Source organism: Nocardia sp. CA-290969, assembly GCF_050936135.1.
Taxonomy (GTDB): Bacteria; Actinomycetota; Actinomycetes; order Mycobacteriales; family Mycobacteriaceae; genus Nocardia.
The window spans coordinates 4,667,839-4,689,716 of the sequence record NZ_JBNJNJ010000001.1 but is presented as its reverse complement, the minus strand read 5'-3'; the positions used below and the strand labels follow the sequence as shown (position 1 = coordinate 4,689,716).

The 21,878-nt window shown below is 68.1% G+C and carries 22 protein-coding genes; 9 read left to right on the top strand and 13 right to left on the bottom strand.

Features of this window, described 5'->3' with window-relative positions:
* Positions 1-50 precede the first annotated feature (50 nt).
* Both ACQEVO_RS21415 and ACQEVO_RS21410 read right to left on the bottom strand, forming a co-directional pair.
* Complete coding sequence (locus tag ACQEVO_RS21415) at positions 51-1,226, bottom strand: serine aminopeptidase domain-containing protein (RefSeq protein ID WP_432915895.1); 1,176 nt, start codon at positions 1,224-1,226, stop codon at positions 51-53.
* 130 nt (positions 1,227-1,356) lie between these two features.
* Positions 1,357-2,448 carry a homogentisate 1,2-dioxygenase gene (locus tag ACQEVO_RS21410; RefSeq protein ID WP_432915893.1) on the bottom strand — a complete coding sequence of 364 codons (1,092 nt, stop codon included), beginning with the start codon at positions 2,446-2,448 and terminating at the stop codon, positions 1,357-1,359.
* 142 nt (positions 2,449-2,590) lie between these two features.
* Here ACQEVO_RS21410 and ACQEVO_RS21405 point away from each other — a divergent pair, with 142 nt between their 5' ends.
* Positions 2,591-3,283, top strand: coding sequence for a TetR/AcrR family transcriptional regulator (locus ACQEVO_RS21405; protein ID WP_432915891.1), 693 nt, complete (start codon positions 2,591-2,593; stop codon positions 3,281-3,283).
* A 403-nt stretch (positions 3,284-3,686) separates the two neighbouring features.
* On the opposite strand, the gene ACQEVO_RS21400 is transcribed toward ACQEVO_RS21405, so the two are convergent.
* On the bottom strand, positions 3,687-4,370 hold the full coding sequence (locus ACQEVO_RS21400) for an NAD(P)H oxidoreductase (protein WP_432915889.1): 684 nt from the start codon (positions 4,368-4,370) through the stop codon (positions 3,687-3,689).
* A 111-nt stretch (positions 4,371-4,481) separates the two neighbouring features.
* Here ACQEVO_RS21400 and ACQEVO_RS21395 point away from each other — a divergent pair, with 111 nt between their 5' ends.
* The 3 genes from ACQEVO_RS21395 to ACQEVO_RS21385 all read left to right on the top strand — a co-directional run bounded on the left by ACQEVO_RS21395 (position 4,482) and on the right by ACQEVO_RS21385 (position 6,824).
* Entirely contained in the window at positions 4,482-5,414 is a 933-nt protein-coding gene (locus tag ACQEVO_RS21395; protein WP_432915887.1) for an AraC family transcriptional regulator, read from the top strand.
* A 59-nt stretch (positions 5,415-5,473) separates the two neighbouring features.
* Positions 5,474-5,881, top strand: a complete 408-nt coding sequence (locus ACQEVO_RS21390) for a VOC family protein (protein ID WP_432915885.1) — start codon at positions 5,474-5,476, stop codon at positions 5,879-5,881.
* 121 nt (positions 5,882-6,002) lie between these two features.
* Positions 6,003-6,824, top strand: coding sequence for a potassium channel family protein (locus ACQEVO_RS21385; protein WP_432915883.1), 822 nt, complete (start codon positions 6,003-6,005; stop codon positions 6,822-6,824).
* A gap of 300 nt (positions 6,825-7,124) precedes the next feature.
* On the opposite strand, the gene ACQEVO_RS21380 is transcribed toward ACQEVO_RS21385, so the two are convergent.
* Both ACQEVO_RS21380 and ACQEVO_RS21375 read right to left on the bottom strand, forming a co-directional pair.
* A complete protein-coding gene (locus ACQEVO_RS21380) occupies positions 7,125-7,436 on the bottom strand; it encodes a hypothetical protein (protein WP_432915881.1) in 312 nt (103 codons plus the stop codon).
* A gap of 171 nt (positions 7,437-7,607) precedes the next feature.
* The gene (locus ACQEVO_RS21375; RefSeq protein WP_432915879.1) at positions 7,608-8,168 is read right to left on the bottom strand and encodes a hypothetical protein; all 561 of its coding nucleotides are present in this window, start codon (positions 8,166-8,168) and stop codon (positions 7,608-7,610) included.
* A 430-nt stretch (positions 8,169-8,598) separates the two neighbouring features.
* On the opposite strand from ACQEVO_RS21375, the gene ACQEVO_RS21370 reads away from it, so the two are divergent.
* Entirely contained in the window at positions 8,599-11,355 is a 2,757-nt protein-coding gene (locus ACQEVO_RS21370) for a helix-turn-helix transcriptional regulator (protein ID WP_432915877.1), read from the top strand.
* A 50-nt stretch (positions 11,356-11,405) separates the two neighbouring features.
* On the opposite strand, the gene ACQEVO_RS21365 is transcribed toward ACQEVO_RS21370, so the two are convergent.
* Positions 11,406-11,942, bottom strand: a complete 537-nt coding sequence (locus ACQEVO_RS21365) for a hypothetical protein (RefSeq protein WP_432915875.1) — start codon at positions 11,940-11,942, stop codon at positions 11,406-11,408.
* A gap of 207 nt (positions 11,943-12,149) precedes the next feature.
* On the opposite strand from ACQEVO_RS21365, the gene ACQEVO_RS21360 reads away from it, so the two are divergent.
* Positions 12,150-12,323 (top strand): hypothetical protein, encoded by a 174-nt coding sequence (locus tag ACQEVO_RS21360; RefSeq protein WP_432915873.1) that lies wholly within the window; start codon positions 12,150-12,152, stop codon positions 12,321-12,323.
* A 157-nt stretch (positions 12,324-12,480) separates the two neighbouring features.
* On the opposite strand, the gene ACQEVO_RS21355 is transcribed toward ACQEVO_RS21360, so the two are convergent.
* Positions 12,481-13,326: a helix-turn-helix transcriptional regulator gene (locus tag ACQEVO_RS21355; RefSeq protein ID WP_432915871.1), complete on the bottom strand. Its 846-nt coding sequence runs from the start codon at positions 13,324-13,326 to the stop codon at positions 12,481-12,483.
* A 210-nt stretch (positions 13,327-13,536) separates the two neighbouring features.
* Between ACQEVO_RS21355 and ACQEVO_RS21350 the strand changes: the two genes are divergently transcribed.
* The 3 genes from ACQEVO_RS21350 to ACQEVO_RS21340 all read left to right on the top strand — a co-directional run bounded on the left by ACQEVO_RS21350 (position 13,537) and on the right by ACQEVO_RS21340 (position 17,145).
* Positions 13,537-14,481 (top strand): SDR family oxidoreductase, encoded by a 945-nt coding sequence (locus tag ACQEVO_RS21350; protein WP_432915869.1) that lies wholly within the window; start codon positions 13,537-13,539, stop codon positions 14,479-14,481.
* 36 nt (positions 14,482-14,517) lie between these two features.
* On the top strand, positions 14,518-15,879 hold the full coding sequence (locus ACQEVO_RS21345; protein WP_432915867.1) for an MFS transporter: 1,362 nt from the start codon (positions 14,518-14,520) through the stop codon (positions 15,877-15,879).
* Positions 15,880-15,999: 120 nt separating this feature from the next.
* Positions 16,000-17,145, top strand: coding sequence for an oxygenase MpaB family protein (locus ACQEVO_RS21340; RefSeq protein ID WP_432915865.1), 1,146 nt, complete (start codon positions 16,000-16,002; stop codon positions 17,143-17,145).
* Between the two features lie 230 nt (positions 17,146-17,375).
* On the opposite strand, the gene ACQEVO_RS21335 is transcribed toward ACQEVO_RS21340, so the two are convergent.
* The 6 genes from ACQEVO_RS21335 to ACQEVO_RS21310 form a co-directional block, all read right to left on the bottom strand.
* Positions 17,376-17,846 carry a DIP1984 family protein gene (locus tag ACQEVO_RS21335; protein ID WP_432915863.1) on the bottom strand — a complete coding sequence of 157 codons (471 nt, stop codon included), beginning with the start codon at positions 17,844-17,846 and terminating at the stop codon, positions 17,376-17,378.
* 52 nt (positions 17,847-17,898) lie between these two features.
* A complete protein-coding gene (locus tag ACQEVO_RS21330) occupies positions 17,899-19,023 on the bottom strand; it encodes a hypothetical protein (protein ID WP_432915861.1) in 1,125 nt (374 codons plus the stop codon).
* Between the two features lie 33 nt (positions 19,024-19,056).
* Entirely contained in the window at positions 19,057-19,539 is a 483-nt protein-coding gene (locus ACQEVO_RS21325) for a hypothetical protein (RefSeq protein WP_432915859.1), read from the bottom strand.
* A 17-nt stretch (positions 19,540-19,556) separates the two neighbouring features.
* Positions 19,557-20,276: a hypothetical protein gene (locus ACQEVO_RS21320; protein WP_432915857.1), complete on the bottom strand. Its 720-nt coding sequence runs from the start codon at positions 20,274-20,276 to the stop codon at positions 19,557-19,559.
* Positions 20,277-20,591: 315 nt separating this feature from the next.
* Positions 20,592-21,050, bottom strand: a complete 459-nt coding sequence (locus tag ACQEVO_RS21315) for a hypothetical protein (RefSeq protein WP_432915855.1) — start codon at positions 21,048-21,050, stop codon at positions 20,592-20,594.
* A 253-nt stretch (positions 21,051-21,303) separates the two neighbouring features.
* Positions 21,304-21,810: a hypothetical protein gene (locus ACQEVO_RS21310; RefSeq protein ID WP_432915853.1), complete on the bottom strand. Its 507-nt coding sequence runs from the start codon at positions 21,808-21,810 to the stop codon at positions 21,304-21,306.
* Between the last annotated feature and the right edge of the window lie 68 nt (positions 21,811-21,878).

Below are 21,878 nucleotides of genomic sequence, written 5' to 3'. Positions count from 1 at the left end.
GCGGGGGCCTGCGTGGTGACGCTGCGCTGCCGCCTCCGGCCCTGACCCGCTCATGCTGTGGGGCCGAGGTCGCGTGCCCGCAGCCACCCGTCGACCAGCCCGATGGCTTTCGCGAGTGGTTCGCGCTGATCGGGGCCCAGGTAGTAGTGGTTGGCGCCGGGGATCTCGTGCAGTTCCTTGTCCGCGCAGCCCAGCGCCTCGTAGATGCGGTGGGCGTGCGAGGGCGTGCAGACATTGTCGGCCGCGTTGTAGAGCACCAGCGTGGGCACCGTGATATCCGGGCCGCAGGCCACCGCGTCGCCGCGGGCGTCGTCGATACTCCACTGCGACAGCCAGCTGCGCAGGGTGGTGAACCGGGCCAGGCCGAACGCACCCATGTTCACCTCCTGCGGTTCACCGAGATAGGACTCGCCCGGCTCACGGTCGTTGGGGTCGAGTGCCGGGTCGAGCACGGTGGGATCGGCCATGGTGCCGTGCACGACGAAACAGAATTCGTCCTGCGGGCGGCCGGAGGTCTGGATGGTGGCCAGTTTCTCCTTGACCCAGGCGGTGATCCGCCGGTTCCGGTCGAGCTGAGCCTGCCGGTAGCGGGCCACGAATTCGGGGCTGTAGGGCGGCTGGTGGGGGTTGTCCGGGTTGTAGAGGTCGAGTTCGGGATCGCGGCGGGTGGGATCGGATTCGTCGAGGATCGACGGGTCGAGGCATTCGGTGAGGGTGTGATGGCGGCTGATGTGCGCGGCCATCAGCAGGATGCCGTCGACGGGTGGCAGATCGAGTTCGGTGAGGTCCGGGCCGTCGCCGGAGGGGCTCGCGGTCACGGTCGGATGCTGGGCTTGTTGCTGGTAGTACACCGACAGCGAGCCGCCGCCGCTCCAGCCCGCCAGTACCACCTTCCGGTAGCCGAGGCGCTTTTTCGCGTCCCGGATACATTCACCGAGGTCCTGCACCACTTTCTCCATGAGCAGCGCGGCGTCGGCACCCCGGTAGCGGCTGTTGCACACGATGATGTGGTGCCCGGCCTTGGCGAGCGCGGTGACGATGGGCAGGTAGGTGCCGCTGGAGACGGGATGCATGAGCACCAGCACCGTCTCCGAATCCAGATCGGCCGGCTTCACCAGTATCGAATCGAGCGTGACCATCTCGGTGAGGCCGCCGTAGGCGTCGCGGGTGCCGGAGGTGTTCGCGTAGGCGACGACATACGGGATGCGTTCGACATGGTGGGTCATGAGTTGCCTGCCTTTGTCTTTCGAAGCGGGTATTTCCGGTGTCCGTCGCGCTGTCGCTCCGGGGCGGCGCGCGGCGACCGTGCGCCGGGACCCTGGGCCGCGGATATCGGCGGGGGAGTCGGGCGGCTTTTCAGTGCGCCCCGAGGTTGTTCGCCAGCACCTCGGGGGAGGGGACGAGCCGGCGGCGGGTATCGACGGCGATGGTGGTCCAGCCGATCCGGGTGATCTCGTCGCGCTTACGCCGCGCCCGTTCCCGCATCTTCTCCGGGGCACCGTGGTGCACACCCTGTGGTGCGTGCGAGATCAGTCCGGGCGGCATCGGCACGCCGTACATCTCGCCGCCGTGGAAGAACGCGATCTCGTCGTAGTCGGCATTGCGGTGATACCAGGGAATGGTTTCGGTGCCCGGTGCGGATTCGGCGCGTTTGGGCAGGAAGTTCATCACGTACACGCCGGTGGCCTGCATGAACAGGTGCACGGTGGCAGGCAGGTGCACGGTGTCGGAGAGGATCACGTTGTAGTCGGCGATATTGAAGGTGAACGGGAAATTGTCGCCCTGCCAGCCCACCACGTCCAGCGGATGATGCGAGTAGAACAGCGAGGTCGGGCCACCGTCATGGATCAGCCGCACCTCGTATGCCTCGCGCCCGTCGTCGTCCATGGCCGCGGGCTCGGGGATCGTCAGCCGATTCGGGTCGAACGGGAAATGGCGGCCCAATGGCCCCGCAGGCGGAACGCGGAACTCCTCGGTCGCCTCGATCATGAGCAGGGTCGTCTCGCTGTCGGGCACCTGCCGGAAGGTGCACGCCTTCGGGATATAGACCCAGTCGCCCTCGCGGTAGCGCAGCGGCCCGAATTCGGTTTCCAGCAGCCCGGAACCCTTGTGCACGAACGACAGCAGATCGCCGTCGACATACCGGGCGAAGAACGGCATCTCCTGAACGCGGCGGCTCAGCGAGATCCGGCAGTCGGCGTTGGAGAACAGTAGCAGCGGGGAACCGGCGGCATCGGTCGAGTCGGTGGGTTTCAGTGCGTCGGCGAGCACATCCACCGGGGCGAGCGGGCCGGTCGCGGTGTAGTTCACCGGATCGTTGCGCCGATACAGCTGGGCGGTGCGTCCGGTGAAACCGCCGCGCCCCAGTTCATCGTCCTTGAGGCCGTCGAGATCGGCGTGCAGCCGGTCGGGAGTAGTGCCTTTCCGCAGGTGCACAAAGGATTCCATAGCAGTATCCAGTCCTCGTCGGGCGCTCCGCCGGAGGTCGGTGCGGGCAGCACGGGACCGCCCGGAAGCCGCCGCATCGCGGAACGAAGTGGCTGGGCTCACAGTCGCAGAAAAATTGATTGCAGTCAATATAATCTCCGGTATGGATGCTGTGGTCGCGCCGGAACCGCGGGGGTCGCGAAAAGGACGGGGCCGGCCCCCGGCCGGGGAAACACCTGCCTCGGTGGACGAGATCCTCGCGGCCGCGCTGCGGGTTTTCGCCCGGGACGGTTTCGCCGGCGCCTCGGTAGCCGCCGTGAACCGGGAACTCGGGGTGAGCCACAACCTGATCCACCAGCGCTTCGGATCGAAGGAGGCGCTCTGGTACGCGGTGGCGGACTGGATCTTCGACAATGCGGTCACCCTGCTGAAGATCCGGCCCGGGCGCACCGATCTGTCCCCGCTCGAGGAATTCCGGCTCGGCATCGTCCGCTTCCTCGAACTCCAGGCCGAGTATCCCGATGTGGTGCGGTTGATCAGTATGGAAGCCGCGATCGAAAGCCCCCGCCTGACCTACCTCTACGACCGGCACATCCAGCCGATGTCGGTACTGCTCGCCGAGCCCCTGAAACCGCTGCTGCAGCGCAGGATCCTGACCCGCGACGATCTGCGCTCACTGCATTTCCTCATCGCCCACGGCGGAACCGCGGCCTTCGCCGCGCTACCGCTGGCGACCAGGATGTCCCCGTCCGACCCACTCGGGAAGTCGGCGGTGCGCCGGCACGCGCGGCTGGTCGCGGACACCATCGTCGCGGGTATCGAAGCGCGGGTCGCGGAGCGTGCGGAAGACCGATGACCTGCCCGATCCGGTGACGGCGTCGAGGGGCACCGGTTCCACCGTGGGCTCCGCGATCGGCATCCGCCGCGGGTGGGCGCGCCCGGAGAATGCGAGACGCCGCCGAGCAGATGGCTCGGCGGCGTTCGAAGGAGGGTCGACGTCCCACAAGCGCCTCTCGGCGAGTGGTCGCTCGTAGCGACAAAAGGGGTGCGGCCCGGGGCTGTTCGGACGCCGACACCGGTGTTCAACCACAAGGGCGGGCCGGCTATTTCCGCGGTCTATGTGACACCCGTTACGGCGCCGCCGAATTACCTGGGGGCTGCAAGCGCCCCACCGGGGCGGGCGGCTGTCGGCCCCCAGGACCTGGCGGCACCGGACTCGATGCGTTGTCGGCCGAACGCCTGCCCAGCCCGGAACTCCATCAGACCGCTACCCGGGCGGGTGCCAGCAATTCGTCCACGAAGCCGATCGCGCGGCGCTCCAGCGCCTCGTAGTGGGTGGCGCGAGCGGCGCCGGTAAGGGCCGCGTCGAGCAGCAGGTTGCCCTCGGCATCGACCCGCTGCGGCTTCTCCTCCGCCCCGGGCAACAGCCCGACCAGGGAACGGGAGAGCCCGCAATACAGGGCGATTCCCTCGTTGAGCTGGGCGTTCAGCGACTGCTGCATGATTTCGACGTAGCCGTCGTCATCCGCCGCACCCGCCAGGCCCAGCCACAGCATCTGTTTACCGGCCAGCCGCGGCTTGCTGCGGCCGTAGGCGAAACCGTAGTTCCACACCCGGTCGATCCAGCCCTTGAGGAGAGCCGGCACCTGCACCCAGTAGACCGGGAACACCGCGACGATCAGATCGGCGGCGAGGATGCGCCGCATATGGTCTTCGACCTCCGGCGAGTAGACCTTCTCGCGGTCGTTCCAATCGGGTTGGTCGGCGACGGTCATGCGCGGGTCGAATCCCTCGGCGTGCAGATCGAGCCGGTCGATCCGGTAGCCGGCCGCCGTCAGCCGGCGGCCGGCCAGCTCGGCCATATGGGCGGTCAGCGAATCGGTGCGGTGATGGGCGCTGACGACCAGCGCGGTGCGGGTGGTCGCGGCCGGGTTGTCCTGCACAGTTCCTCCAAAGGTTCAGTTGTGGGGCGTGATCTCATTCCACCCCGGATCCCGTGGACGATCTATGGGTGAACATCCACATTCGATAGGAATTCGTCTACGCTGGCGAAGGTGGACCCGCTGAGCAGGCTGCTGAATGGAATACGGGCGGAAGGGGCCGTCCTCACCCAGGCGGTGCTCGAGGCGCCGTGGACGATCCGCTTCGCCGACCGCGCACCGCTGACCATGATCACGGTGTTGCGCGGTGGCGGAACGCTCCTGCTGCCCGGTGGCACCGAGCGCCGGATCAGGGTCGGCGATACCGCGGTCGTCTGCGATACCGGACCATTCCTGCTCGCCGATCAGGCCGATTCGATCCGGCGGCCCCATACCGAATACGAGATCGCCTGTTTCACCGGCGACCCGGTCTGCGACGCACGCCTGGACGGCGGCCGGTGGGGCAACGACCCCGACGGGGAGACCTCGCTGATCGTCGGCGCCTACCGCACCTCCGGCCGCCGCCACGAACGGCTGCTGCGCGCGCTGCCGCCCGTGCTGGTGGTGTCCGACGATCCCGAGGTGTGCGCGTGGATGGCAAGCGTCGCCGCCGACGCGACCGCGCGGCCCGCCGGCGCCCAAGCCTTGATGGACCGTCTGCTCGACTGGGGTCTGGTGTGCACCCTGCGCGACTGGTTCGACGGGCAGGAGGCCGACGCACCGGGCTGGTATCGCGGCCCGGCGGATCCGGTGGTCGGGCCGGCCCTGGAAGCGATGCACAACAGTCCCGACGCGGGCTGGACGGTGGCTTCGCTGGCGGCGGCCGCCGGGGTGTCGCGGGCCTTGTTCGCCAAACGTTTCACCGAGGTCATGGGCCGATCCCCGCTCGCCTACCTCACCGAATGCCGGATGGACGAGGCCGAGGAACTGCTCGCCGACCGTGACCTCACGGTCGCGCAGGTGGCCAAGGCCGTCGGCTACGCGGACGCGTTCGGTTTCAGTGCCGCGTTCAAACGCCACCGCGGCGTGCGCCCGAGTGATTTCCGCAGCAAGGTCGCCGCGGTCTGACCGCCACAGGCGACAAAGTTCCAAGCCGACGGCTTCTACGGCGACCCATACTCGCCTGTATGAACATCGAGCAGATCACTCCGAAACTGGTCGTCGAAGGCGCCGACGCGGCAATCCGCTACTACGGCGAGGTATTCGGCGCCGTGCTCCGGCGGCGGGACGAAGCGGACGGGCGGGTCGTTTTCGCCCGGCTCGGCCTGCCCTGCGGCGCGGTTTTCGAACTGAAGGACGCCGACGAATTCGACCACGACCCACTCCGGCTGGGTGGCCGCGGCCTGCTGCTCACCGTGGTGGCCGGTGACCCCGACGCGCTGGCCCGGCGGATGGTCGAATCGGGCGGTGAGATCGTATTCGAGGTCGCGGACCGGCCGTACGGGGCCCGGCAGGGCCGGGTGCGCGACCCGTTCGGCCACGAATGGATCGTCGGCACACCGATTCCGGCGGCGGCCGGGCCCGCGAACGCCTAGCCGCATCCCGCGCGACCCCGGCCACGGGCCCGGATCCGGTAGCGTGCGGACAGCACGGTGGGTAGCGTGCGGACAGCACGGTGGCCGCAACGAGGCCCGGCAAGGTCGTTCAGGAGTGTTCATGTCCCGATTCGACGCGGCCGCGCCGGCCCGCGACAGCGCAGATCCGGAGAGCCGCCGGCTCGCCTGGGAACGGGCGACGAACGTGCCCATGGCGGTTCTCGCACTGGTCTTCCTCGGCACCTACGCCTGGCAGGTACTCGATACCGCCGCCTCACCGGTCCTCGATCGATGGCTCACCGCCGCCGATATCACCATCTGGGCCCTGTTCGCGGGCGACTATCTCGCCCGCCTCATGCTCTCCACCCGCCGCCGGCATTTCCTGCGCACCCATCTCGCCGAACTGCTGATCGTGCTCCTTCCGCCGGCCCGCCCGCTGCGCCTGCTCCGGGCCGGGCTGCTGGTGCTGGACACGCTGAACCGCGTCCGGCTCACCCGGGCGCGGTTGTCGGTGTTCGTCGGGGTCAGTTCGCTGCTGATCCTCTTCCTGTGCAGCCTGGCCGTGTTCGACGCCGAACGCACCGCCACCGACAGCAACATCAAGACCTACGGCGATGCGCTGTGGTGGTCGGTCGTTTCGGTGACCACGGTGGGGTACGGCGACTACTATCCCGTCACCGCCGAAGGCCGGCTGGTCGCGCTGCTGCTGATGACCTTCGGGATCGGGCTGATCAGTTTCGCCATCGGCACCACCACGAGCTGGGTCATCGATCAGCTGAAAGCGGTCGAGAAGACCGCCGAGCGCACGGACGCCGACGTCACCCAGCTGCTCGGCGAGGTGCGGGCGTTACGCGCCGAGGTCGCCGCATTCGGCGGGTCGGCGGCGGTGAGCGGTACCGGCGTCACGACGCAGGCGACTCCGGCGCCGGTGCTGAATCAATAGCCGAGGGACCGGACAGGCGACCCGGACGGTAGGGAAACCGACCGGTTGCAGCGGCTGGAAAACGGGTTGTCCGAAGCCTGCGCAGATTTGGGGGTGTGCGTCCCTTACTGAAGTGGCTACGCCCGAGACTCGCGGCCGGACAGACCGAACCCCGGACGCTGAGAAGCGATCCGGGGTTCAGCGGCTCGGGAGTGTTGTTCGGAGCCTGCGCAGATTTTGGGGGGTGTACGTCCCTCACTGAAGTGGCCGCGCCGGCGACCCGGGGCCGAAATCGTCCATGGAGGGGTGTACGGGGTGTTACTACTCGCCGCCGGCGGCGGATCCGCTGGCCAGCAGCGGCAACAGGGCCGGCAGCAGCGTCGCCGCGGACCCGGTGCCTGCTTCATCGGACGTGTGGGCGGCGGCCGGTGTCTCCGCCGAGCCGCTCATGAGCAGCGGCAGCAGAACCGGAAGCAGAGCTGCGGAACCGGTACCTTCGGCGCTTCCGCTTTCCTGGATCGGGGCCGCTTCGGTCAGCGGCAGCGGGGCTGCGGCCGCGGTGCCGGCCGCGCCGAGACCGGCGGCGGCGATGGAGGCAGCGGCAGCGAACGTGCGGAAACTTCTGTGTTTCACACTGTTCCTTTCATAGTGTCCCGAGTGGGACAGTTGTGGTTACGACCACATATGTCTACAAGAGTGGGAAATGTTACGACGGATTTTCGGTTTTTTCGTGACCGGGGTTTCGGCACCGACCCGCCCGCCTGCGCCCACAGCAGATCGGACAGCAGCAGCGGTGATCTCGATTCAGTGGGTGAGCGCAATTTTCACGACGACAACCGTGGTGGCCGCGAGGGTCAGTAGGACGGCGGTGACGATCGAGGCGCGACCCGGGCGTTCGCCGCGTAACCGGCCGATCACGAACACGATGCCCCCGATGCGGATCAGGACGACGACCTCGGCGAGCACTTGCGAGGTCCGGGGGTCGATCCAGCCCAGCCAGCCGGCCGCGAGTATCCCGCAGGGCAGTACCGCCGAGGAGAGAATCGGCACGGAGTTGCGTAATCCCCGAATCCGGTCGTTGCGGGTCGCGGGGCGTTGCCGGCGTACGGTGTCGCCCACTGTTTCGGCGAAGCTGTGGGCGACGAAGGTCGAGGCGGCAGTACCCAGCACCACCAGGATTCCGACGTGCTTGTGCGCGGTGACCACCGGTACCAGGGCGGTCAGAACCAGGACGTTGCCGTAGATGTAGGCGCTGATCCGGGCGGCCGCGTTATCGGGCCGCAACGGTGCGCGGCGGGAGAACAGCGGGCCGTGCAAAAGGGTCTGCCGGCCCGGGTCCGCCGGTACCCCGCGCGGCGTTGTCACCGCGCACTCCGCGCCGGTTGCGGCCGGAGGGCGGGCCGCGCGCACAGCCCGGTGGCAGCCTGCGGGTTCATCGTGCCCTTCCCGGTCGAATCGGTCCCAGCAGTCACGGTCGCGAGTTCTTTCCGTGCCAATGGTCGCATCGTGACGCCCCGCCGCCGCCGACCGCCGATAGGGCTGGCGTTCCGTGCGGCCGGCACCCCCGTGCGACGTCCGGCCGCCGGATGCTCCCGGCGCCGTACCCGCGCCGAACCGTACCGGGCTCGTTACGCTGAACCCATGACGAAACAGTGCCGGTCGTAGGCGCCCGGCACCGTTCGGGATCGGTGCGCGACGCGCGATTCGCGCCGATCCGGCGAGCAGTTCTGTGTGCCCGCCCGAACCCGCGCCGCGGGTGCCTCCGAACTCGTTCGATATACCGACAGGAGCGCCGATGCCATCGCGGGTTCTGGGACGAGACCGTGAATGCGAACAACTCGACGAGCTGCTGCACGCCGTACGCGCCGGCCGCAGCCGCGCCTTGGTGATCCGGGGCGAGCCGGGGATCGGTAAGACCCGGCTGCTCGACTACCTGGTCGATAGTGCGCACGGATTCCGGCTCGCCCGCATCACCGGTATCCAGTCGGAGATGGAGTTGGTGTTCGCGGGCGTGCACCAGCTGTGCTCGCCGATGACGAGCGCACTCGACGCGTTGCCCGCTCAGCAACGTGCGGCGGTGACGGCCGCACTGGGGCAGGGCGGCGAACCCGCACCCGACGGTTTCCTGGTCGCGCTCGGTGTGCTCGGCCTGCTGTCGGAAGTCGCCCGTGAGCGGCCGCTGCTGTGCGTGGTCGACGATGCCCAGTGGCTCGATCAGGCTTCCATGCAGACCCTCGCGTTCGCGGCCCGGCGGTTGGGCGCAGAATCGGTCGCCGTGGTTTTCGCGGTCCGGTCGCCCCCCGATGCCGCCGGCACCGACCCGGTGGAGCCCGCGGGCCTGCCCGAACTGCGGTTGGCCGGTTTACGTGACGACGATGCCCGCGCGCTCCTGCGCGCGACGATGCCCGGACCGTGGGACGAGAACGTGCTCGGCCGGGTCGTCGCCGAAACCCGGGGCAACCCGCTGGCGCTGCTGGAACTGCCGAAGACATCGAGTCCGGTGGAACTGGCCGGCGGGTTCGGGTTGCCGGCCGCGCGGGGCGTCGACGCCCGCATCCGCGCCGCGTACCTGCGGCGGACAGCCGAGTTGCCGGCCGAAACCCGGCAGCTCCTGCTGGTTGCGGCCGCGGAACCGACCGGCGACCCCGGGCTGCTCTGGGCGGCGGCCGAGCAGTGCGGAATCCATCTCGCCGCCGCCGAGCCGGCGGTGCGGGCCGGACTGGTGGAGATCGGCGAGCGGGTCGGCTTCGCCCACCCGCTCGTCCGGTTCGTCGTCTACTGGGCCGCCGAGCCCACTGACCGCCGCGTCGCCCACCACGCGCTGGCGGAGGTGACCGATCCCGCTACCGACCCCGATCGCCGCGCCTGGCACGCCGCGCACGGCGCGGCCGGTCCCGACGAAACCGTCGCGGCGGAACTGGAGCATTGCGCCGTCCGTGCCCGCGTGCGTGGTGGTATCGCCGCGGCCGCCGCGTTCACCGCGCGGGCGGTGGAACTGACCCCCGACCCGCAGCGCCGCCGGGACAGGGCGCTGGTCGCCGCACGCGTGACCCACGAGGCGGGTGACCCCGACACCGCCCTGAAACTGTTGTCGCTGGCCGAAGCCGGCCTGCGCGACGACCGGATACGCGCCGAAGCCGAGCTGGTGCGGGCCCGGATCGCGTTCACCACCGACCGCGGTATCGCGGCGCCGGCCCTGCTGCTGGACGCCGCGCGCAGGCTCGCGGTGCACGACGCGGACAGTGCCCGCGAAACCTACCTCGAGGTCATCAACGCCGCGCTCTTCGCCGGCCCCAAGGCCTACCGCCGCGGACAGTACGAAGCCGCCGTCGCGGCCCGCGCCACGCCGGCCCCACCCGACCCGCGCCCGGTCGACCTCCTGCTCGACGCACTGGCCACCCGGATCCTCGACGGGCACACCGCCGCGGTGCCTGCGCTCCGATCCGCTCTGCACGCGTTCAACCGGGCCGACCTCTCCCCGAACGAGGCGCTGCGCTGGTTGTGGCTCACCTCGGTGACGGCCGTCGGACTCTGGGATCACGAGACATTGTCGGCATCGAGCGTCCGGAATCTGGATCTGGTCCGGGCCACCGGCCGAGCCTCGGCGCTCCCGCTCGCGCTGACCCTGCGCAGCGTCGTCCACGTTCTCGACGGCGAACTCGCCGAAGCCGAATCGCTGGCCGCCGAGATCCGGACGGTTTCCGATGCGGTCGCCGCCACGGCCCCCGTCTATCCCGCGTTGCTCGCCGCGGGCTGGCGCGGCCGCGAAACGGAATGCCTCGAACTGAGCAGGCACGCCGATGAAGGCGAGGCGCGGCGCGGCGAAGGAATCGGTCCCGTGGTCGGCGGCTATGCGCGCGCCGTGCTCTACAACAGCCTGGAACGGTTCGGCGAAGCCGCCGCGGCCGCGCGGGAGTCGAACGAGGAGTATGTGCAATTGGAGGTGGGCATCCCGATCTGGTCGCTGGTCGAGTTCATCGAGGCCGCCACCCACACGGGCGACACCGACCGCGCGTTCGACGCCCTGGTGCGCCTCACCGAGGTCACCCGACCCAGCGGTTCCGACTGGGCGATGGGTATCGAAGCCCGCTCGCACGCCCTGCTCAGCGCGGGCCCGGACGCCGAAACCCGCTTCCGCGCCGCACTTTCGCACCTCGCTCGCACCACTCTGCGCGGCGAACTGGCCCGCACCCACCTTCTCTACGGCGAATGGCTACGGCACGAACGCCGCGGCCCCGAAGCCCGCGAACACCTGCACACCGCGTACGAACTCTTCACCACCATGGGTATGCCGGCTTTCGCCGGCCGGTCCGCCCGCGCTCTCGCCGCCACCGGCGCGAACATCCGCGAGTTACCCGCCGAAACCGGCGACGATCTCACCGCCGAGGAGGCGCAGGTCGTCAAACTGGTCCGCGAGGGCCTCACCGACCCGGAAATCGCGACCCGCCTGTTCATCAGCCCACCCACCGTCGAATGGCATCTACGCAACCTCATCAACAAACTCGGCCTCCGATCCCGCCGGCAACTCGAAACTCGGCGCCCGGCGCGATAATTCGGGGCCGAGCTCGCGAGTGATGCGGGAGCCGGCCGGTTCGCTCCTACCTATCCGACGATCTCGATACCGGGTACCGCCTCGGTCAACGCCGCGCGGTACTCGTCCACGGTCGGCGAGGTGTACACCGTGGGTTCACCCTTGAACGACAGGATGGAAGGGCAGGTGTATTCGGCGGCGTCAACGGTGACCTCGGCGACCTTCTCCGCCGAGCGCGCCTCGAAGATCGTCACCTTCGCGCTGGAGCGCAACACCTTCGCCGTCTCGCCGGCGTCGAAGGTACAGGTGCCGACGCTCTCGTGATCATCACCGTGTTCGGCGCAGGCGACCAACTGCACTTGTTTCGGGTCCTCGATGCGCTCGAGGTCGGACGAGGAAAGCCGGTACCAACTGGTGACCGACGACGGATGGTCGATCCCGGCGTGCTCCACAACGACCAACGGGTTTCCGGTCCCTTCGTAGGCCGCCGCATCGGGAAAGGCCGTCCGCTTCGGCCCGATGAAATCACCGCCCGTGCAGACTTCCTCGAAATCACTGGTCGCACCGACCGGAGACGTGCTGTCCTGCACCCCTCCGCAGGCCGTCACGGCCATCACTGAACCGATCACAACGGACAACAGCGCTATTTGCCGAACCGACATCCCCACCCGCTCCATCTCCGATATCACTCGCTCTGTATCGCGAAAACCGTTGCGATACAGAGCGAGTGTACGACACCGCGTCGCAACCATCACCGGGTCACACCGCGACGGGAGAGCCGCGGCGTGCGTACGGCAATCAGGGAATCGAAATGGATGTCGATCGACGGCGGCCGCCACACCATGGATTTCGTCCACGTCGTCAACCTTGCAGACGGCGTCGTCCTGTCCCTCACCCGCGGCATTCCGCGCTCCGTCGCCGCACCGACTTCGGCTACGAACCACGCATCAGCTTCGAAACCGGTGTACTCGCGTGAACACGGCTCCTGATCGATGCAGAGCCCTATCCGGGACCGGTTGCCGAGGCAGCGGAGGGACCGGCCGGCCGGACACGGCTACCAATGGCTGAGCGATCGGTGTCACGCGGTGGGCCTCGACATACGCCACGACGACACCGGTCCGGCCGGACTGCGGGTCCTGCCCGCCGTCAAGTCCTGAGCAGCGGTTGCGCTCCGATTACGGACAACATCTGCAACTTCTCATAGCTCTCGCTACCCGGGACAGCCGTGTAGACGAGCAACAGATGGGCCTGTCCCGGGTCTATCAGACGCTGGCAGTTCAGTTCCAGCGCACCGACTTCGGGGTGGATGTAGTGCTTGACGTCGTGAGGGCGGATTCCGATCTCGTGGTCGTCCCATACGCGGCGGAATTCCTCGCTGCGGTCCAGGAGCAGATCGGCCAGGTAGGCGGCGCGGGAGCCGGGACCGCGGAGGGTGACGAGCTCACGCAGTCCCGAGGCGTAACGCCGGCTCAGGAACGCGTGTTCTTGCGGAGCGTAGAAATTCCGGACGGCAGGGTCGGTGAACCACCGGTAGCCGACACTGCGGGCGGGCCCGGTGTACCGGGTCGTGTCGCCGGTGAGCGCGATCCCCATGGGGGTCTGCCGCAGGGTCTCGCCTAGCTCGGTGACGACCTCCGCGGGAGTGTCCGCGAGGCGATCGAGGATGCGCAGCAGGCCCGGGCTGATGTGCTCGCCCGTCGTTCCCCTGGCCGGCGGATTGTGCCCGGCGAGGCGGAACAGATGGTCGCGTTCGTCGATCGACAGATGCAATCCCTGCGCGATCGACGCGAGCATCTGCTGCGAGGGCTGTGGGCCACGCTCCCGTTCCAGCCGGGAGTAGTAGTCGGCCGACATATTGCACAGCGACGCGACCTCCTCGCGCCGTAGTCCGCTGGTCCTGCGGCGCGGTCCGCGCGGCAGGCCGACATCTTCCGGTTGCAGTGCCGCACGTCGAGTGCGGAGGAACTCCGCCAACCCGGTGCGATCGATCACCACAGTGTCCCTTTCCGAAGTATTTCCTCGTTTCTACCGGCTGCGGGTGACGGTAGCCACTGATTGCCGATCCCCCCATCCGGCGCGCAGCGGTGACCCGGCGAGCCTGTGATCGGGAGGTCCTGGATGCGCGCGGCCGATCGGCTGACGATCAATGCCATGGCGCGAGCGGCGCGATGACGAACGCACAACGGCAACCAGGAGCACACGATGCCACGCACACAGATCGACATCACCATTCCCAGCCTGTCCGGAAAGCGGGCGGTCGTTACCGGCGCCAGCGACGGCATGGGCCTCGGGATAGCCGCGCGGCTGGCCGCCGCCGGAGCGGAAGTGATCATGCCCGTGCGTAATCCGCGCAAGGGGGAGGTAGCGATCACCGAGATCGGCCGGGTCGCCCCCGGCGCGAATGTGTCGCTGCGCAGCCTCGATTTGTCTTCGCTGGAGTCGGTCGCGGCCCTCGGTGACACGCTGCGTGCAGAAGGCCACCCGATTCACCTTCTGATCAACAACGCCGGCGTGATGCGGCCGCCGAGCCGCCAGACCACGGCCGAGGGGTTCGAGGTGCAGTTCGGCACCAACCACCTGGGCCACTTCGCGCTCGTCGCCCAGCTGCTGCCGCTGCTGCGCGCCGGGCGGGCCCGGGTGACTTCGCAGATCAGTATCGCGGCCCGGCGGGGCGCCATCCACTGGGACGACTTGAACTGGGAGCGCAGTTATCACGGGATGCGCGCGTACAGCCAGTCCAAGATCGCGTTCGGGCTGTTCGGCCTGGAGCTGGAGCGGCGCAGCAAGGCCCACGGCTGGGGCATCACCAGCAATCTCGCCCATCCCGGGGTCGCCCCGACCAGCCTGCTGGCCGCCCGGCCCGAGCTCGGCCGCAGCCGGGCAGTGCCCCAATACCGGTTGATCCGAGCGCTTTCCACCCGCGGAATCCTGGCGGGCACCCGCGAGACCGCGGCACTGCCCGCCCTCATGGCGGCGACCGACCCCGGCGCCGAACCCCACGCCCTCTATGGCCCCAGCGGTCCGGGCAACCTCGGCGGCCCGCCGGCCGAGCATCGGCTCTACCCGCCGTTGCGCAGCACGGAAGAGGCCGAGCGCGTCTGGCGGGTCTCCGAGGACCTCACGAAGACCTCCTTCCCGGCCGCCTGACCACCCCTGACACCCGCGAACTATCGGAGCAGTCGTATGAGTTCACCAACCCGCCCCGCCGTCAAGCGACGAAGCCCCTGGTGGGTGGTCGCCGGTGCCGGTACGGCCAATGCCGTCGGCCCCCAGATGTACCTGGCCACCATCGGCCTGTTCGTCCTGCCGATCGCCGAGGAGACCGGTTTCAGCCGCACCACCGTCACCAGCTCCTTCTCGGTCGCCGCGATCGGGATGGTGATCGGCCTGTTCATCGTCGCGCAGCTCGTCGACCGATACGCCGCGCGCTATATCCTCGTGCCGGGGTTCGTGCTGTTCGCGACCTCGATGGCCGCGATCGCGCTGGTACCGCCGGTCGAAGCCATCTATTTCATCCCGTGCTTCTTCGTCGGGTTCTTCGGGGCCGGGACGGCGGTCCCCGCCACCAGAGCGGTGGTGAGCTGGTTCGACAACAACCGCGCCCTCGCCGTCGGCATCGTGACGGGCATCATCGGCCTGGGCGCCGCCCTGGCGCCCCTGCTGGCCGGTGCGCTCATCGACAGCATCGGATGGCGGCTGACCTATGGCGTGATGGCATTGATCGCGGCCCTGGTGTCGGTCACGATGGTCACCTTGTTCGTCCGGGCCCGGGCAGAAAAACACGTGCGCGGACGACTCGTCCACGAAACCCATATCGGGGACCGGGATGTCAGCCTCGAGCTGCCGGGACTGACGGTCCGGGAAGCGCTGGGCACGCGGCAGTTCTGGGGCATCGCACTGGGGTTGGGCCTGGTGGGGGTCGTCGTCTACGGCCTCCAGGTGCACCTCGTACCGATGATGACCGACCGCGGGCTGAGCGACGACCAGGCGGGTTCGCTGCTGGTCGTCTTCGGCCTTGCATCGCTGGTGGGCCGGGTCGCCGGCGGCTTCCTCATCGACCGCGTCCACGCGTCGATCATCGGTACGGTCGCGATACTCGCCCCCATCGCCGGCATGTTCTTCCTGCAGCCACCTTTCTCCACCGCCGTCGTCGCGGTCGCCTTCATCGGCATCGCCTTCGGTATCGAGGGGGACCTGCTCGCCCTGCTCATCACCCGGTATCTCGGCACCCGCAACTTCGGCCGGATCCTCGGACCGGTCCAGGCGGTGTTCCTCCTCGGTAGCGCCCTCGGGCCCCTGCTCCTCGGGTTGGGTTACGACCGACTGGGCTCCTACGACCCGGTCATCCCCGTGTTGATGGGAGTCCTCGTCGTCGGCGCGCTCCTCATCGCGACACTCGGCCGCTACGTCTACCCCGCGGTCAACGGTTTCGACCAGCTCGCCGCGCGCGACGAACTCGCGGCCGCAGAAGTATTGAGCGACCTCGCCAAGAACAGCACCACCCGAACCCCCTCCGACAGACCACTCGTCCCGGTCCGTGGCTGACCGACCCGGCCCGGCGGTCCGCCGCCGGGCCTTCGACATATCCGTCATGCAGTCCAGCCGAGGCGGCCCGGGGGTGGCACCACCCCGACCCGGGCACAGCCCCATCATCGAGGAGACATCGTGATCGAACAGCTCGAGTGGCCGACCGGTCGAGCGAGGCGGTCGACCGTCCTGGCTCAGTTCGGCGCGGCCCGAGCCGACCTGATGCAGTGGGCATTGACCACCGGCGACGTACTCGCCGACGCCGTCGTCACCGAAATGCACGAGATCGGAATGCCAGAGGCCAGGGTCTTGCTCGGCAAGGGAATCTGCGAGGGACTGGCCGCCCTCGCCGACCCGCCACCCGCCCTCGCGGCATTGCTGCGGCAGACCGAGAACACGCCCGACTACGTCGACGACCATGTGCTCGACCAGGCCTCGATGCCGTTCTACACCGCGCCGGGACCGGTCCACCTCATCGCGCTCAGTGCGGGCGCGCTCATCCGGGTCTATGAATCGCCGTCGATCTCCAAGGTGCTGACCACAACAGGCCGGCTGGTCGACGGTGCGGAGCGACGACTCCAGGAGACCGGCGCCTGGCATGCCCAGGTGATGATCCCGGGAAGCCTGCGCCCCGGGCAACCGGGCTACGTGGCCACCCTGGGAGTCCGGATGCTGCACGCGCATATGCGGAAAATCGCCCTGGACCGCGGCTACGACACCTCGATCCACGGCTATCCGATCAATCAGGTGGATCTGGGGCGCACCTGGATCGACTTCACCCTGACCGGCCGCACGGCCGAGGAACGTCTCGGATTCGGGCTGACCACCCGCGAGACGGCGGACCTGTACCGCTACTGGTGGTACATCGCCCATCTGCTGGGAATCGACGCCCGCCTGGTCGAGGGGATTACCGGCAACGCGGCCGCACAGCGTATCGATGACCTCTTCCAGACCGTGACCGGCCCGGTCACCGAGGACTCCGCCGCACTCGCCGAGGCGACGCTCACCGCGGTGACCGCGAGACTGCACGAGGTGCTGAACGTGCCACGAGCAATCGCGCGGCCGGCGCTGAATGCGATCACGCGCCGAATCCACGGTGACAGCATGTGCCAGGACCTGAAGATCCCGGCCGCCCGGGCCGCCGACGCCTGGCTGGGCCCGGTGCTGGCCGGCCTCGCCGCGGCACGTGAACGCCGTCGCCGCGATCCGCGCCGGTGGCAAGCCGCGATCGACACGAACCTGGCGGCCGCCCGCAGGCTGCTGGCCGCGAACGAACAGCCGTAGCCGCCGAATTCAGTGGAGTACCCCGTGCCCGCCCTCACCGTGACGGATCCGCACCCGGTTGTGTGTTGTGCGCTGTGCGCGCTCACCTGTGCGCGGTGCTGGGCTGCGCTGTGGGTAGGGGAGTCGAACCCCTCGCACTGCCCTTCGTGCGCCAGGAGGTGACCGAATGCCCGTCGGTCCAGCGGGTCGGTGCGCGCCTCCGTGCCGGCTACCTGCTCCACTGCTCGTGTTCAGTCCAGCAGGTCGACCTCCCAGTTGGCCCGCTGGATCCGCACATCCAGTTCACGCAGTTGCGCGGCGAGCCCGTCGGCCTGTGCCCGGAGCTCGGCGACCGGCAACGCGGACAGGATCTTCAACTCCGACCGCAGCTGTCGCGCGTAACCGCCCCGGTTCTTGCCCGCGGCCGCATCGGCCGCATCGGTGATCACCGAATGCTGGAGCCGCAGCGCGTCCCGGCGGGCGAGTGCGTCGGTGAGTGTGCCGTCCGCGCCGATACTCGTGGCGGCGTTGGTGCGATTGATCCGCCGGATCAGCGCCTCGTACTCCGCGAGCACTTCACGGGCTTCGTCGAGCAGCGCGGCGGCGTTCTCGGCGGGTTCCTCGCCCTCCTGGTAACGGGCATTGCCCACGATCCGGGTGCGCAGCTGTTCGATCCGGCGCACCGCGTCGGCACGCAACGACAAAGCCTCTGCCAGCTTCATTTCCCCCTACTTTCGGTTACGAGATCCCGAGTATGGCATTCGACCGCGGTGATCAGCCGGCCGACGCATTGCTTTCCTGCCACCACACGTTGTCGCCGAAACCGTACTTGGCAACGCCCGGATCTGCGACAACTTTCTCCGGTACTTCGAACGCGCTCGGGTTGTACACCGGCGCGCTACGCCCTGGGCTGTATTCCACTGCACCGGAGAGCGTTCCGGCCATCGCCGTGATGGCGGTATGCCGTGATTCCGCGGTGTTTCGCAGCTCGTCGAGAGCCGAGGTGATCTCCGAACGCAGCGATTCCGGCATCGGGTTGCCGATCAGAGAGGCCCATACGCCCAGCGGGAACGACGCCTGTTTATGGGTGATCGTCCGCAGAATCATGGCGCTCAGACCGGCGGCCTGGTTGTAGGCGAGGCGTTCCAGCACGATTCCACCGTTCTCGACGATCTTCGACACCGCATCCAGGTCGGCGCTTCGGCTGCCGATCGCCTGGGCCAAGCCGCCGGTGCTGTTTCCGAACGCCTGGGATGCTTCCCCGGTCCAGCTCGATTGCAGCCACCTTGTGCCATTGACGAGGTTCTCGGAGGTGACGTAGTCGTTGATGCCGATCCAGCTGATCCGCTGCCCGATGGTCTGTAGCGCTTCCCAGTCCGCGACCAGCGGCGTGAGGTAATCCGCGGCAGGCCGTTTACCTATCACCGCGGCGAAAGCGTCGTCATAGACCTGTATCTGGGCGATCGCCGAGCTGACGGTCTGACGGATCGCAGTCTCAGTTTCGGGCACGTCCGGCAGGCTGGGCAACTGCAGGCCACCGAACCGGTTGACACCCTGTTCACCGGAAGGGGCGGGCGCGCCCGAAGCGCCGAGAGGTGCTGTCGCTGCCGAGACCGCGTTCGACGTGGTGTCGTCGGTCGATCGGTAGCCGGTTGCCGCGGTGGCGAGGTTCGTGCCGAAGGTATCGATCGCGGTGCGCTCGGCTTGCACTGCCGTGGACACGGTGCTGCGAAACGTCTCCAGCGGTGTCGCCAGGGTGCCCATCAGACCCGAAGTCCCCGCGGGGAGCGCGATCAGCGGCAGATACCGGGAGGCATTCGATACGAAGCTCGCGCCCATATCGCGGAGGTCCAGCTCGAACCCTGCGAGACTGGCCAGGTCAACGGTGACATCGGTCATTACGGCGTCCTCGAATGCGGATGAACACGCGGATCATGTATCGAAAAGCTGAAGATGCACGAACCGGGTGGATGGGTCCCGTTCGTCCACGATGATGTTCCGGTTGACCGACTTTCCCTCGGCGTTCCGGAAGATATCCGCCGCCCGCAAGAGCGCCGGCGAGGTTTCCAACGGGGGACCCGCGATCGTGGTCTCGGTGACGCTGTAGGACTTGGTCAGTTGTGTGGAGAATTTCGACGCAGCCAGCAGCATCTCGAGGCCCTGAGGATCCGTCGACACCGCCAGCCGGTAGAGCGTGTCCAGCCCGTTCTCGGTTCTGGCGTCCAGCACGGTGGCGGTCTCCGGTATGACGATTCCGCCGAACTCGGAAGCTGCCCTGACGACGTCGGTGGTGTCGGCCACCCGGCTCGTATCGGTGTGGCGGCCGCCGTCCCGGCTTTCGCTGCCGCACCCGGACATACCGACCATGACAACCACGAGACCGGCCAGGACACCGGCCGTCTTCAGCCGTCGCATTCTGCCCCTCACATTCCTCATCGGCTGGGATCACTCCGCTCGCCGTCTCTGCCGGTGGCCGCCCCGGGCAAGGTCGCGGCCGTCGGAACAGCTCCCTGATAGCTACGGATCCCGCTGGACCCCTCGATGTCGTATTCCCGCGCCAAACCCGCGGTGTGCAGCGCTCCCATCCGCTTATCCGACACCGTGACCCCGGCGATCTCGGTGCTCTTCTCCCCGTCCCAGTTGTAGCGATCGTGTACGTGAACCTTGTACTCGACGCTGACAGTCGGCTCGGCACCCTCAGCGGGTGCGATCACCGTGACTACCCCGGTAACCGACAGATGAATACCACCCATGGCGAAGAACCAGTCCTCACTCAGCCCCTTGTCGATGTAGAAGCCGAGCCATTGCGACTGGAATTGCACCGGGTGGCCGAAGAGTTGGCCGGCCGCGACCTCGGCGGTGATCCGCCGGATCTCCGCTTCGGCCATCGAGTTCGCTTGCGCGTCGGCCGCGGGCACATCCCGCAGCACCGCGTCCGCGTTGATCGTGAGCAGATCGCCGCTGTTGCCGAGGTAGTGGTCCAGGTGGGCGGCGGCATTCGTCCAGCCGGCGGCGTCCGCGGCAATGGACGCCGCGGCGGCTATCCGGGCGAACGCCACATCATCGGCGCGGCTGTAGATGGGCTGTGAACCCCAGGCGCCCTGCCCGGCGTCGGCCGGCGGTGCGGGGAGAGGTGCGGGAATCGGTGCCATGTCGGTCTATTCGGTCGTGGCCTGCGCCGAGAGACCACGTTGCTGGGTCTTCCCGAGCAACCGGGCACCGCTGAGAAAAGACGATCGGCAGCCGAGGCCGATAGGCATCGCGGATTCAGCTCGCAGGCCGCGATTATCAACCGTGTAGATATCCATTTCCTCCCCCGAACAAGCCCGCGGGCAGGATCGTCCCGGGGCTCTCAGTGCCGTCGGACAGTAACACAGAGTTCGATCACCGGAGGACGCCGATGCCGTATTCGATCGACGAGGTGGACAACCGGAATCGAACCGGCTGCGACGCTGTGGAATCCCGCCCTACTCGTCGGCGGTCGGGTCGGTGCGCCGATCGGTGGTTGTGCCGGGCTGCTCTTTGATCGCATCCAGGATCGCCGTGAGTGTTTCGCGGCTCTGTTCCTCCAAGTGCTTGCGGTAGGCGTCATCGAATCTCTCGCGCAGCGACTCGGTGAACGGATGCTGCGGGCCGAGTAGGACGTGAGATCGGGCGCCCGCGCGTTTGAACAGCTCACTCGCCTCGAGGTATCGGCCCTCCGCGTAGCGATCGGCGGCAGCCAAGATCCAGGCATTCATCTGATACAAGTGCTGACGGCCCCGTTGGTAAATGGACCAGGTCAGGAAGCAGCTGAACGCAACGGCCGCCGCCACCCACTTCCACGACCATGTTCCATTGATCAGGTTCGCTACCGACGCGATCCCAACAGCAATGAGTGTGGAGTACCCGAAGAAGACGGCCACCATCCTGTTCTTCGGTAGCATTGCGCACCCTCCCCGAGTCTCGAAGCCCGGCCGTTCCCCTCCAGGTCGCCACTGAACGACCTGGAGCCCGAACTTCTTCCAGCACAAGGGTAACGCGGCTGCTGGGGCTCGGCCCCCTGAATCATCCCTGGTTCGGAGATTGTCAGGACGCGTCAGCTCCGGCTATCGCTCGCGCATGTGTCGCCATCCATCCAGAGGCGGCGATGACACCGATCTCGACCGCCGCCTAATTCTGCAACGGCACTGCGTAGTGTCAGTGAGCCGGTCCGGTTCCGCCGAGACCCCACGCGTCGAGTCCGCCGTAGATATGGGCCTCTCGGCGGTGGGGCGCGTCCAAGCCGACAGCTTCACCGCTGTAGATGGCGATGAGTGAGTCTTTGCTCCGCCACCATGTGTCGGTGAGCCCCTGGACTTCGGGTACGGGTTCGAATCCGTCGAGGTCCAACTGTTCGACGGCCTCGCCCCTGATCTTGGTGATGGTTCGGGCCCAATAGGCGGCGTGGTAGGCCAGTGCGAGGGCTTCCACCCATCCCTGCGTGCCGGCGTGTAGAGGTGTCCAATGATCGGCGTCGATTCCGAATTCGCCACCCGGCCCGATCATGAATCCGTAGGCCATGGATACGCGGCCGTCACCGGCCCCGAAGTACCACCCGTCGGTACCGAGCCTTTCGGGGACGTCGGCCTCCAGGACACGCGGGCCGCCCTCGTACGCGGGGGCCGGGGGTAGGGCGATGCCACCCCAGGACTCGTGGAAGGCCACGGCCCGGTCGATCTCCGCGGCAGGTATCCCGTGCTCGAGCCATGCTTCGCGGTACGGACGGACATCCT